A 13173-nucleotide genomic window follows, 5' to 3' on the forward strand; every position below is an offset into this window, starting at 1 on the left:
CCAGTGCGGGAAACAAAAAACCCGGCCAGAGGTGACTGACCGGGTTCAATTTTAAAGGAAGCAAAAGCTTAGCTGTCGAGGAAGCTGCGGAGCTTTCTGGAGCGGCTCGGATGCTTCAGCTTGCGCAGCGCCTTCGCTTCGATCTGACGGATACGTTCGCGGGTAACCGAGAACTGCTGGCCGACTTCTTCCAGCGTATGGTCGGTGTTCATGCCAATGCCGAAGCGCATGCGCAGAACACGTTCTTCACGCGGCGTCAGCGAGGCCAATACGCGGGTCGTCGTTTCGCGCAGGTTCGCCTGAATGGCGGCGTCGATCGGCAGCAGCGCATTCTTGTCCTCGATGAAGTCACCGAGATGCGAATCCTCTTCGTCACCCACGGGGGTTTCGAGCGAAATCGGCTCCTTGGCGATCTTGAGAACCTTGCGCACCTTCTCAAGCGGCATGGCAAGCTTCTCGGCCAGTTCTTCCGGGGTCGGCTCGCGGCCGATCTCGTGCAGCATCTGGCGCGAGGTACGAACGATCTTGTTGATCGTCTCGATCATGTGCACCGGAATACGGATCGTGCGCGCCTGGTCGGCGATGGAGCGGGTGATCGCCTGCCTGATCCACCATGTCGCATAGGTCGAGAACTTGTAACCGCGGCGATATTCGAATTTGTCGACCGCCTTCATCAGGCCGATATTGCCTTCCTGAATGAGATCGAGGAACTGAAGACCACGGTTAGTGTATTTCTTCGCAATCGAGATCACGAGACGCAGGTTGGCCTCGACCATCTCCTTCTTGGCGATACGCGCTTCGCGCTCACCCTTCTGCACCATCGAAACGATGCGGCGGAATTCGGCGATGGAAATGCCGGTTTCCGTGGAGAGGTTCTGGATTTCCTGGCGGATTTCCCGGATCGTGTTGCTTTCCTCGCGCGCGAATTCCTTCCAGCCGCGGGCGGCCAGATTGGCGATCGACTTCATCCAGTTCGGATCAAGTTCCGCACCGTGATACTGCTCGAGGAAGCTGTCGCGCTTGACGCCGTAGGATTCGGCAAGGCGCAGCAGACGGCCTTCGTTCTGCATCAGGCGCTTGGAAATGTCGTAGAGCTGCTCGACAAGGCTGTCGATACGGTTCTGGTTCAGCGACAGCGACTTGACGGCCGTGATCAGCTGATCCTTCAGTTCCTTGTAACGACGCTCCTGGCCGGAAGACAGGGTGCCGGTGCAGGCAAGACGCGCCTCGACCTGCTGGTCCTGAAGCTTGCGCAGCTTCTTGTAGGTGTCAGCGATAGTGTCGAGCGTTTCCATGACCTGCGGACGCAGTTCGGCTTCCATCGCGGCAAGCGAAAGATTGGACTCGTCGTCGTCCTCTTCTTCCTCTTCCGGCGGAAGGCCATCGCCACCCACATCAGTCACATCCTCGTCACCGGTCGGCGCACGCAGCTTGCGGGTCTTTTCCTTCTCTTCGGCAGCCTTGCGGTCAGCCTCGATCTTTTCCGGGCTCTGGAACTGCGGAGCCGCCTTGGCTTCCGGACCGGAATAGGTCGTTTCGAGATCGATGATCTCGCGCAGCAGCGTAGTGCCTTCGTTGAGTTCGTCGCGCCAGATGATCAGCGCCTGGAACGTCAACGGGCTTTCGCAAAGGCCCGAAATCATCGTTTCGCGGCCGGCCTCAATACGCTTGGCGATGGCGATTTCGCCCTCGCGCGACAGAAGCTCGACGGAACCCATTTCGCGCAGATACATGCGCACCGGGTCATCGGTACGGTCGGTCGGTTCTTTCTTCTTTGCGGTCGCAAGCGCGGTGCCGCCGGAGGGGGCGAGTTCGCCACCTTCGGACTCTTCGCCGTCGGAATCGCTGTCGTCGTCGCTCGCGGTTGCTTCCTCGGCATCCTCGTCCTCGATGACATTGATGCCCATGTCGGACAGCATCGCCATCGTGTCTTCGATCTGCTCGGAAGTCACCTCTTCGGACGGCAGGACGGAATTCAGCTCGTCCATCGTCACATAGCCGCGCTTCTTGGCGGCCTTGATCATTTTCTTGACCGCGTCATCCGAAAGGTCGAGAAGCGGGCCGTCCGTCGCACCGTCGCGTTCGTTTTCTGCTTCTTCGTTTTCTTTGACTTTGGTTGCCATCTATCTCGTCGCTTTCCCTGACGCTAACACCTGTTCCGCCGCATCGCCGTCCGCCCCTTGAGCATCCAGCGGTTTGCCGCGAATCACTGTCAGACACCTAACGGAGTGATCTTTAATTGCCGATTAACCACGGCAGCCTCAGGCAGAACGCAAAGACAGTGCACCCGGAAATGCTTGCTCATGCAATTTCTATCCGCCAAGGCTCATTCCACCTTACTTTTCCTGAAATGGTGATTCCCGCTATTTCCCGCCCCGTCAAGCCTTTGCGGGCGAGACAGACACGGAAATTCTTAAAAAGAGCCGCATTTTGCGGGTTATCACCAAACTATCCCCTATTTAGGACGCTTGCCGCAAAAGGCAACCCCAAACACCTTTCAATTCTGCCGACCATCATCAGCCATGGCCAACAGCCGGCCCCTTCACCCGGCCGGACATGACCCCGAAACCATCGATGATCGCTTCCTGGTTTTCCATGCGGCCGATTTCCAGCTGGACCTCGGCCAGAGCGCGCACCAGAAGTGTGCCGCGCTCATCATCCGTCGCTTCGGCTATTTCCCGCTCCAGCTCGCGTTTCTGCCAGAGCAGGGATTTTGTCCGTTTGTGGAGGGAAAGCGCCTGCACGTAACCTTCACGCGCATCCTCCATCGCCGCCTGTTCAGTCGCGGTCCACAGGCGGGCATTGCGTACCTGCTGGTCCATGGCTTTCAAAAGCACCTCGAACTCGTGCTGCGACAGCCGCTCGATCAGCCCTGCTCGCGAAATCTCCGCAGCACTTTCCGCCGCATAGGTCAGCACCGTCGACCACAGGCGCTGCAGATCGCGGTTCTCGTAATCGATAGCGGCGATCTCGTCATATTCCTCGAGCAGCAGTTCGGGATGGTTGACGATGGTGATGGCGAGAACGCTTTCCCGGAGCGAAGGCTTGGTCTGATAGCCCCTGACAAGGCCCGATTGCGCCAGGCGATCGGAAATGCTGCTGGTTGGTGCTGCCATCGCCCCGCCACGCCCTGGCGCATTGCGCTGGAAGCCACGTCCCGCGGGCTGCGCGCCATTGCGGCGGAAATTGCCGTTCTGTGTCCCGCCCTGCTGAAAACGTGGCTGGAAAAAGCCATTCAGCCTGTCACGCATATCCTGCTGGTAAAACCGCCGCACGGCCTCGTCGCCGATCACGGCAACAATCTGCCGCAGCCGGCTTTCGAGCTGGGCGCGTTTTTCCGGCGTATCAAAGGTGACGCCTGACGTCTCGCGGCTCCAGATCATCGCCGCAAGCGGCTTGGCTTCGGACAATACCCGGTCAAACGGCGCGCGCCCCTCCAGCCGCACGAGATCGTCCGGATCCTTGCCATCGGGCAGCAGCGCAAAGCTGACCGACCGATCCGGCTTGATATGCGGCAAAGCGAGATCGGCGGCACGGTTGGCGGCGCGAATGCCGGCACCGTCACCATCAAAGCAGAGGATCGGCTGCGGCGACATTTTCCAGAGGAGATCGAGCTGGCTTTCCGTCAGCGCCGTGCCGAGCGGCGCGACGGCATTTTCGACACCCGCCTGATAAAGCGCGATGACGTCCATATAACCTTCGACGGCAATGACAGAACCGCCTGCCGCCTGCGACGCACGCCGGGCGCGGGCAAAATTGTAGAGAACATTGCCCTTGTGAAAGAGCTCAGTCTCGTTGGAGTTCAGATATTTCGCCACCGCATCCGAAGCCATCGCGCGACCGCCAAAGGCGATCACCTTTTCCCGCGAGGACAGGATCGGGAACATGATGCGATCGCGAAACCGGTCATAGGAGACCGGTACGTTCTCATGCACCACCAGCCCGCAGGCCTCCATCTGTTCCTTCGACACGCCCTTGCTTGCCAGATGCTCTTTCAGCGCATTACGGCTATCCGGCGCATAACCGAGCCGAAAGGTCTCGATGGTGCGCCCGGTCAACCCGCGATCGCGCAGGTAAGCCCGCGCCCGCGCGCCAAGCGCCGTCTGCAGCTGGTCCTGAAAGAACAGGGTCGCCATTTCCATGACGTCCTGAAGAGAGGTCCGCTCGCGCTCGCGCTTTTCCGCCTGCGGATCGGGCTGCGGCATGGAAATGCCGGCCATATCGGCGATCTGCTGCACGGCCTCCGGAAAACTCAGACCCTCAAGCTCCGTCAGAAAACGGAAATGGTCGCCCGAAACACCGCAGCCAAAGCAATGGTAGCGGCCCTTACGGTCCTCGCAGTGAAAGCTCGGGCTTTTCTCGCCATGGAACGGGCAGCAGGCCCAATAATCCCCACGCGACGTGTTGGTCTTCTTCTTGTCCCAGGACACACGTCGGCCGATCACATCGGAGATGTGCACGCGGTCGCGTATCTCATCGAGGAAAGAATTGGAAAAACGCATGGGTTACCTGTTCGAGGCCAGTCTTTCATATAAGCGCATAAGAGCCGCAATACAAAATGGAGAGATAAACAATACCCACTATTCACAGGCGGAATTGACATCGGTGTATATACAGAAGAATATACGAGTGTATATACATACTCGGTGCATGAGTGCCTATGAACTGACATCAGTTGTAGGCAGCGCATGGAAATCGTGATGAAGGATTTCATCTCCTTTGAATGGGATGAAAACAAGCGGTTGATCAATATCGAGAAACACGGGATCGACTTTCTGAGAGCGGCAAAAGTTCTGTCGATGCCCCATCTGGAAAAGAGATCTGACCAAAACGGAGAGAGCCGGGTTCTGGCCATATGTCCGGAAACGGACACATTGATCGCAATTGTGTATACGATGCGTGGAGACGTGTGCCGGATCATATCGGCAAGAGCGGCGAGACAAAATGAGCGAAGAACGTACCGTCAGCTATTCCCTGGATGAAATCCAAAAGAAGATTGCCAAGGGCGACGACCGAACGGACTGGAAACGCGTCGATGCCCTGACCGACGAGGATATCGACCGCGCCACGCGCGACGATCCAGATTGGGCCGGCTTTGAGGATATCGACTGGTCGAAGGCCGAAGTGGTTTTCCCTACTCCCAAACAGTCAATTTCCATTCGCGTCGATCAGGATGTCGTGGATTTCTTCAAGGCCACCGGGAAAGGTTATCAGACCCGCATGAATGCCGTCCTGCGCCACTATGTGCATGAGCAGAAAAAGCGGCAGGGCTAAGCGTGGTAACGCCCTTTGCGCCTGCTTCGGGCAAATTTGTGGCGCTGCAACATCACCAAAAATTATGTTTTTGTAATTTGAGTGCCACGCAGCGGCGATGTAAAAACATCAGCGAAGGCAGCAATTGACCTCCGTATAATCTGCCGACGCCCGCAGGCACGTCCCCCGAAAAAAGCCTGCGCTTGAGAGCATTCTGATCCGCCGGAATGCGTTTCGTCGACAGAAAAAAGGCAGGGCAGTTCACATCTGCCCTGCCTTTACTTTTTCGGAGCACCGAAAATTACTTTAGCAAATCCTTCACAACACCGGAGGCCTTCGCGAAGTCGATCTGGCCCGGATAACGCTCTTTCAGCGCATTCATGCACTTGCCCATGTCGCGCAGGCCGGAAGCGCCGGTCTCCGTGATGACGGCCTGGCAGAGTTCGCGCACCTTCTCGGCCGGGATTTCTTCCGGCATGAATTCCTTGATGATGACGATTTCCTCGCGCTCCTGAGCGGCAAGCTCGGGACGGCCGGCACCTTCGTAGATGGTGGCGGATTCTTCCCGCTGCTTTACCATCTTGGTCAGGATCTGCATGATATCTTCATCGCTGACGGGGTCCTTGCCCACGCCGCGATTGGCGATATCGCGATCCTTGATGGCCGTCTGGATGAGACGCACGGTCGATGTACGTCGGGCGTCACGAGCCTTCAGCGCATCTTTCAAAGTATTAGCGAACACGTCGCGCAGCATTTTTCTTCTCCTTGGGAAAGCCCGTTCCACAGCTTCCTGATCGGCAAACTTTCCGCCTTATTTTTCGCAACGACATAAACGAGCAAACACGCTCAAGCAAATCAATTGCATAAGCCCTTGAATCTACGACAGCTTAAATCCGCGTAAATCTTGGACCTGCGGTTGACCGCTTGGGCTGCTTTCGTTATTTTCCGGCACCTGCACGAGATTTTAACGAAGGGTCGGAACGCGAGCTTTATCGCGCGCCCCTTTATGTCACGAAGCCTGCGACAAAAATGGCCCCTTACCCCCTGCCTTTCAAGAGGCGGGGTGCGAAGCGGCAGAAACGGAACGAGATGACCGAGACAGCGCCCTGGACTACCCGCAAACCGACCGCAATGCTTGTTCTTGCCGATGGCACAGTGATCGAGGGAACAGGCATCGGCGCAACCGGCAAGGTTCAGGCCGAAGTCTGCTTCAACACGGCGCTCACGGGTTACGAGGAAATCCTCACCGACCCTTCCTATCTCGGCCAGATCGTCACCTTCACCTTCCCGCATATCGGCAATGTCGGCACCAATGAGGAAGACATTGAAGACCTGACGCCTGCCGCCCGCCGCGGCGCTGTCGGCGTCATCTTCAAGGCCGACATCACCGATCCCTCGAACTTCCGCGCCGCCAAGCATCTGGATGCCTGGCTGAAGGCCCGCGGCGTCATCGGCCTTTGCGGCATCGACACGCGCGCGCTGACGGCATGGATTCGCGAAAACGGCGCGCCGAACGCGGTCATCGCCCATGACCCGAACGGTGTCTTCGACATCGAAGCGCTGAAGGCGGAAGCCAAGGCGTGGAGCGGCCTCGTTGGTCTCGATCTCGCCATCGAAGCGACCTCCGGCCAGTCCTCCACCTGGACTGAAACCCCCTGGGTCTGGAACAAGGGTTACGGCACGCTCGGTGAAGCCGATGCCAAGTATCACGTCGTCTGCGTCGATTTCGGCGTCAAGCGCAACATCCTGCGCCTCTTTGCCGGTTTGGATTGCAAAGTCACCGTCGTTCCAGCCCAGACTTCGGCCGAAGACATCCTGGCGCTGAAGCCGGATGGCGTGTTCCTGTCCAACGGCCCGGGAGACCCGGCCGCGACGGGCGAATATGCCGTGCCTGTTATCCAGAACCTCATCAAAAGCGATCTGCCGATCTTCGGCATCTGCCTTGGTCACCAGATGCTCGGCCTCGCCGTCGGCGCCAAGACCGAAAAGATGCATCAGGGCCACCACGGCGCGAACCATCCGGTCAAGGACTTCACGACAGGCAAGGTGGAAATCGTCTCCATGAACCACGGTTTTGCGGTCGATACCAAGTCGCTGCCCGAAGGCGTCGAAGAGACCCATATCTCGCTGTTCGACGGCACCAATTGCGGCCTGCGCATCGTCGGCAAGCCGGTCTTCTCCGTCCAGCACCATCCGGAAGCATCGCCCGGCCCGCAGGACAGCCATTACCTCTTCCGCCGCTTCGTCAACCTGCTGCGCGAGAACAAGGGTGAGGCAGCGCTCGCCGAGCGCTGATTACCTCCGGAGATCAGGAAAGATTATGCGGCCCGCTTTTCAGCGGGCCGTTTGCATTTCACGCTTCACCAGAAGCACGAAGCGAATGGTGAGCAGAACAGCCGCCGTTGAAAGGCCGATCACGAAACCGAACCAGACGCCGCGTCCGCCAAAGCCGAGCGGAAAAGCCATGATCCAGGCAAGCGCCAACCCGATCGGCCAATAGGAAATCAGCGCCAGCATCGCCGGAATGCGCGCATCCTTCAATCCGCGCAGCAGACCTGCCGTCACAGCCTGAATGCCGTCGACCAGCTGGAAGATACCGGCGATCACCACGAGGCTGCTGGCATAGGCAAGCACTTCCGCCGCCTCGGGCAATTTCGCATCCAGGAACCACTTCGCCAGAAATTCCGGCACGGCCGCAAACAGGATGCCACCGCAAATCGCAATACCGCAGGCGATCGCATAAATCATGATGGCGGCGCGGATGAGATTCTTGAAATCGCCCTGACCGCGGGCGATGCCCACCCGCACGGTCGCCGCCTGCGACAGGCCGAGCGGTATCATGAAGGCGATGGAAGCAAGCTGCAGGGCAATGCCATGCGCCGCAAGCTGCACGGTACCGATTTGCCCCATCAGGATCGAGGCGGCGGCAAACAGCGTCACTTCGGCGAGAATGGTGATGCTGATCGGCAGGCCAAGCCGCAGCACTTCGAAGAGCGCATGCCAGTCCGGCCGCCAGAAGCGCACGAACAGCTCGTATTTCTTCGTCTCCTCGCGCGTCTGCACATAGGCGACGATGAAAATGAAGCTGAAGGCATTGACGATGACGGCAACGACGGCCGCGCCGTTCATGCCCATCACCGGTAATCCGAAATGGCCGAATACCAGCATATAGGCCAGCACGCCGTTCATCACGAGCATGATGATGGTGACATAAAGAATGATGCCCGCACGCCCGATGGCGCTGACGAGACTGCGCAGCACGTAAAACAACAGCGCCGGCAGGAGGCCGAACTTGGCGATGGCAAGATAATGCCCGGTCAGCGCCGCAACATTGGGGTTCTGCCCGAGCGAAACGAGAATGCGCTCCGCATTAAAGAAGATCGGCAGGGCAAGCAGCCAGTAGGCGATGGCCACCCACATGCCCATGCGAAGCGAGCGACGGGCCGCCGTCGCATCACCCTGCCCGTAGGCCTGCGCCACCATCGGCACCACGGCGACGGAAAAACCAGAGCCGAAAATGAAGACGACAAAGAAGAACTGCCCGGCCAGCACCATGGCCGCCAGTTTTTCGGCGCCAAGCTGGCCGACGATGATCATGTCAGTGGTGTGGATGCCAAGCTGCGCGAGCTGAGCGCCGATGAGCGGAATTCCCAGCACAAGCGTAGCCTTGAAATGCGAAAACCACGACCCCGATCCGGACGGAACGGTTCCTGCAACAACCGACGAAGACATTGTAATTCACCTGAACCTTGGCCGTTGCCCGCGAATTGCGCAACGGCAGCATGGTGATGAATAAAATATTCCCTTCCTGCACGCAACCTTTGCAGATCGATGATCAAAATTTACGCAAAACGGCAATCTGGCGCGCCGCGGCCGAGCCCGACTGACATAAGACAAATTTAGCTGAATTTTACCATTTCGCTTTACTTATTAGAATATCGCGTAGTTCTTCTAAACCACAAGCTGCATGACGCAGAATATTCCCGCCTTTGAGGCATGTCTTTCCCACCATTTTCCAAGATGAGCCGAACGGGTTCACCCGGTTTCAAGGACGTGTAGCTTGCCCAAAAAAACCAATCTCATGACGCGCATTCTCGTTGCTGCGTCGTCACTTGTCGTCGCCGCCTTTGCCGGTTTCTCTTTCTACATCGACAGTCTTCAGCACCGGGTCACGACGGAAGCGGTGGCGGAGAATATCGATTCTTCCGGCAAGCAGGCCGCGCAAAGCATCGCCAACTGGCTGAATGGCCGCATCATGCTGACCGAAACGGTGGCAAAGACGCTCGCCAAGCTGCCTGATGACGAGGCCAAGCTGCGGTTTCTGGAAAACGACGTTCTCACCGCCCAGTTCATGTCGACCTATTTCGGCAATGCCGACACCGGCAGCTTCACCACCTTCCCGAAAACACCACTGCCTGAGGGTTATGATCCTCGCAAACGCCCGTGGTATCTGGATGCGGTGAAAGCCGGTAAGACCGTCCTGACCGAACCCTATAATGATGCATCGACCGGCGGCCTCATCATCACCGCCGCCATTCCCGTTTCCATCGATGGCAAGCTTGCCGGCGTGACGGGCAGTGACTTCTCGCTGGATTCGCTGGTGAAGATGATCAAGTCGGTGGATGCCGGCACGGATGGATACGCTTTCCTCGTCAGCAAGGATGGCAAGATCCTCATCCATCCCGATCCGAAATTCGTCGACAAGCCGCTGGCCGACCTCTTCAAGGTCGACACACCGGCTATTTCCTCCGCCATTTACCAGACCGAGATCGACGGCAAGGGCAAGATCACCAGCTTCATTCCGGTCGCCGGCCTGCCCTCGGTTGACTGGTATCTCGGTTTCGTCGTCGATTCCGATGTTGCCTACAGCGCAATCGGCCAGTTCCGGTTGGCGGCAACCATCGCCACGATCCTCGCAGCCACGATCATGATCGGACTTCTCGCAACCGTCCTTTCACGCTTCATCGTCCGCCCCGTCACGCAGATGACCTCGGCCATGGAAGGCCTTGCAGCCGGCAATCTCGATGTCGTCATTCCCGGTCAGGAACGCACCGACCAGATCGGCTCGATGGCGGCGGCGGTTGCCGTGTTCCGGTCGAACGCCATGGAACGTCTGCGCCTCGAAGGCGATGCCGAGCAGAACCGCACGCTTTCCGAACAGGAACGTAGCGACCGCGAGAGACTGGCGGCAAAAGACGCGGCGGACATCCAGTTCGCGGTCGATTCGCTTGCCAAGGGACTGGCTCATCTTTCGAACGGCGATCTCAACTATCGCATCGACACGCCCTTCGTGACCCGCATCGACCGCCTGCGCGACGATTTTAACAATTCCGTCGCCAAGCTGAACGCAGCGCTCAGCACCGTCGGCCAGAATGCCCGCGCCATCGATGCCGGCGCGGGAGAAATTCGCCAGTCGGCGGATGATCTCGCACGGCGCACCGAACAGCAGGCAGCCTCCGTGGAAGAAACGGCGGCGGCGCTTGAGGAAATCACCACGACGGTGAAGGATTCCGCCCGCCGTGCGGAAGAAGTCGGCCGTCTGGTCGATCGCGCCCGCAACAATGCCGAACAGTCAGGCGTCATCGTGGAAGATGCCGTGCGCGCCATGGAAGGCATTGAAAAGTCATCATCGGAGATCAGCAACATCATCGGTGTGATCGACGAGATCGCCTTCCAGACCAACCTGCTGGCGCTGAATGCCGGTGTGGAAGCCGCCCGCGCCGGTGAGGCGGGCAAGGGCTTCGCCGTCGTCGCACAGGAGGTGCGCGAGCTCGCCCAGCGCTCCGCCAATGCGGCCAAGGAAATCAAGACGCTGATCAACGCCTCGACATCGCAGGTACAGTCCGGCGTCGATCTCGTCGGCAATGCCGGCAAGGCGCTGGAAACCATCGTCCGCGAAGTGCAGGAGATCAACCGTCATATCGACGCCATCGTGACCTCGTCGCGCGAGCAGTCGACCGGGCTTCAGGAAATCAACACCGCCATCAACACCATCGATCAGGGCACGCAGCAGAATGCCGCGATGGTCGAGGAACAGACGGCGGCAAGTCATGGGCTGGCGTCCGAAGCGGCGGCGCTTAACGATCTGCTCGCACAGTTCCAGCTCGCCACGGCCACGCGGCGGCAGGCGGAATATGGGCGTGCTGCTTAAGGAACCGCCTGATCGTTTGGCGGAGGCAAAGCATACAAACGCCGTCACCCCGGACTTGATCCGGGGTCCAGCGCGATCAAGTCCTTGATCGCGAAAGACTCATTCCCCACGGCGCAGACGCGCCGTGGCTGGATGCCGGATCGTCCTCGGGCTTGTTCCGGGGACCGGCATGACGGAGGAGAGGTTTCAACCTCTTTCATGGCCGGAGCGATCCGGCCATTTTTATTTGCCGCGCGAACGATACCCGGTTCTCTCTACCGGCCCGATCCGCTAGAGCTTGATCGATCATGATTTGCGGAGGGATCTATGCTGGATTTGATTTGGCGCGGCATTGCCATGGGCATTGGCGGTACCGTGTTTATGGATATATGGGCAATCATACTGCACCGGTTTTTTGGCCAGTCCGCCCCCAACTGGGCGCCGGTCGGCCGCTGGTTCTGGCATGTGCCGAAGGGCAGGATATTTCACGACAGCATCGCCACGGCGGCACCTTACGAGCATGAGCTCGCGCTCGGCTGGATTTCGCATTACGCCGTCGGCATTCTCTACGGCATCATTCTTGCGCTGGTGGTCCCGGCCGCGTGGTTTGCAAACCCGTCCTTCATTGAGCCGTGGATCATCGGCATCATAACGGTGGGCGCGGGCTGGTTCCTGCTGCAGCCGGGTCTCGGCATTGGCTGGGCCGCATCGAAAACGCCGAACCCCACGAAGGTTCGCGTCCTCAACCTCGTGGCCCATACCATCTTCGCCCTCGGCATGTATGCCGTAGCGCTTTTGATGCGTTGAATGAAAAGGGGGGGCTGAAAAGCCCCCTCTCCTTAAATATTCGCCGAGAACGTATCGCAATCCTCGACACGGCCGCTCTGGAAACCGCGCTTGAACCATTCCGCGCGCTGTGCCGAGGTGCCGTGGTTGAAGCTGTCAGGCACAACATAGCCTTGAGTCTGCTTCTGCAGCGTATCGTCGCCAATCTGGTGGGCGGCATTAAGCGCTTCCTCGAGGTCGCCGGTTTCGAGAATGCCCTTCTGTTCGGTAAACTTGCCCCAGATGCCGGCATAACAATCAGCCTGAAGCTCGACTCGCACCGACATCTTGTTCGCGTCCACCTGGCTCATGGACTGGCGGCGGCGGTTGAATTCCGGCAGAACGCCGGTCAGGTTCTGGATGTGGTGGCCCACCTCATGCGCAATCACGTAAGCCTGTGCGAAATCGCCGGCCGCACCGAAACGCTTGTCCAGTTCATTGAAGAAACTGGTGTCGAGATAGACCTTGCGGTCACCCGGGCAATAGAACGGGCCGCTGGCGGCAGAGGCATAACCACAGGCAGAAGACACCTGCCCGGAGAACAGAACCAGCGTCGGTTTCTGATAGGTCTCCCCGGCGGACTGGAAGATGCCGCTCCAGGTATCTTCCGTCTCAGCCAGCACGGTGCGCACGAAAGCCGTCGTCTCGTCCGACGATTCGCCCTGCGGGCGTGTGCCGGATTGCTGGGTGCCGGATTGTTGCGTCGTGCCACCGCCATCCATCGAGATGTCGCCGCCCGTAAGCAGCGTCAGCGGGTTGATGCCAAGCACCCAGCTGATCAGCAGGATGACAACAATACCGCCAATACCGATGCCGCCACCGCGACGCCCGATCGGCACGCGCATTCCGCCACGGGCAAAAGGATCGTTACCGCCTGGCCCCGATCCCGCCGACATGCCACGCCGATCCTCGATATTGTCCGACTGGCGGCGCCCTCTCCATTCCATGCTATTCTCCCGGCGGAT

The 13173-nt window shown here is 58.9% G+C and carries 10 protein-coding genes; 5 read left to right on the forward strand and 5 right to left on the reverse strand.

Translation table 11 applies throughout. From position 1 onward, the window contains the following. Nucleotides 1-68 precede the first annotated feature (68 nt). Nucleotides 69-2123 carry an RNA polymerase sigma factor RpoD gene (gene rpoD, locus ASB65_RS19720; RefSeq protein ID WP_003494761.1) on the reverse strand — a complete coding sequence of 685 codons (2055 nt, stop codon included), beginning with the start codon at nucleotides 2121-2123 and terminating at the stop codon, nucleotides 69-71. Between the two features lie 393 nt (nucleotides 2124-2516). After that, nucleotides 2517-4502 carry a DNA primase gene (gene dnaG / locus ASB65_RS19725; protein WP_060725125.1) on the reverse strand — a complete coding sequence of 662 codons (1986 nt, stop codon included), beginning with the start codon at nucleotides 4500-4502 and terminating at the stop codon, nucleotides 2517-2519. A 198-nt stretch (nucleotides 4503-4700) separates the two neighbouring features. Here dnaG and ASB65_RS19735 point away from each other — a divergent pair, with 198 nt between their 5' ends. Next, nucleotides 4701-4982 (forward strand): BrnT family toxin, encoded by a 282-nt coding sequence (locus ASB65_RS19735; RefSeq protein WP_020808729.1) that lies wholly within the window; start codon nucleotides 4701-4703, stop codon nucleotides 4980-4982. After that, nucleotides 4945-5274 carry a BrnA antitoxin family protein gene (locus tag ASB65_RS19740; protein WP_060725127.1) on the forward strand — a complete coding sequence of 110 codons (330 nt, stop codon included), beginning with the start codon at nucleotides 4945-4947 and terminating at the stop codon, nucleotides 5272-5274. Before ASB65_RS19735 ends, ASB65_RS19740 begins: the two co-directional genes overlap by 38 nt. Nucleotides 5275-5554: 280 nt before the next feature. Here ASB65_RS19740 and ASB65_RS19745 read toward each other — a convergent pair whose 3' ends face one another. Beyond that, entirely contained in the window at nucleotides 5555-6007 is a 453-nt protein-coding gene (locus ASB65_RS19745; RefSeq protein WP_004430448.1) for a GatB/YqeY domain-containing protein, read from the reverse strand. Nucleotides 6008-6342: 335 nt separating this feature from the next. On the opposite strand from ASB65_RS19745, the gene carA reads away from it, so the two are divergent. Then, nucleotides 6343-7548 carry a glutamine-hydrolyzing carbamoyl-phosphate synthase small subunit gene (gene carA / locus ASB65_RS19750; RefSeq protein ID WP_004430447.1) on the forward strand — a complete coding sequence of 402 codons (1206 nt, stop codon included), beginning with the start codon at nucleotides 6343-6345 and terminating at the stop codon, nucleotides 7546-7548. 39 nt (nucleotides 7549-7587) lie between these two features. Here carA and ASB65_RS19755 read toward each other — a convergent pair whose 3' ends face one another. Continuing rightward, nucleotides 7588-8985 carry an MATE family efflux transporter gene (locus ASB65_RS19755; protein ID WP_060725128.1) on the reverse strand — a complete coding sequence of 466 codons (1398 nt, stop codon included), beginning with the start codon at nucleotides 8983-8985 and terminating at the stop codon, nucleotides 7588-7590. 328 nt (nucleotides 8986-9313) lie between these two features. Between ASB65_RS19755 and ASB65_RS19760 the strand changes: the two genes are divergently transcribed. Both ASB65_RS19760 and ASB65_RS19765 read left to right on the forward strand, forming a co-directional pair. Then, nucleotides 9314-11404, forward strand: a complete 2091-nt coding sequence (locus ASB65_RS19760) for a methyl-accepting chemotaxis protein (RefSeq protein ID WP_060725129.1) — start codon at nucleotides 9314-9316, stop codon at nucleotides 11402-11404. 306 nt (nucleotides 11405-11710) lie between these two features. Further along, a complete protein-coding gene (locus ASB65_RS19765; protein ID WP_020808734.1) occupies nucleotides 11711-12190 on the forward strand; it encodes a DUF2938 domain-containing protein in 480 nt (159 codons plus the stop codon). 32 nt (nucleotides 12191-12222) lie between these two features. On the opposite strand, the gene ASB65_RS19770 is transcribed toward ASB65_RS19765, so the two are convergent. Beyond that, entirely contained in the window at nucleotides 12223-13155 is a 933-nt protein-coding gene (locus tag ASB65_RS19770) for a neutral zinc metallopeptidase (RefSeq protein ID WP_060725130.1), read from the reverse strand. Nucleotides 13156-13173 lie beyond the last annotated feature (18 nt).

Source organism: Agrobacterium tumefaciens str. B6 (assembly GCF_001541315.1).
Classification (GTDB): domain Bacteria; phylum Pseudomonadota; class Alphaproteobacteria; order Rhizobiales; family Rhizobiaceae; genus Agrobacterium; species Agrobacterium radiobacter.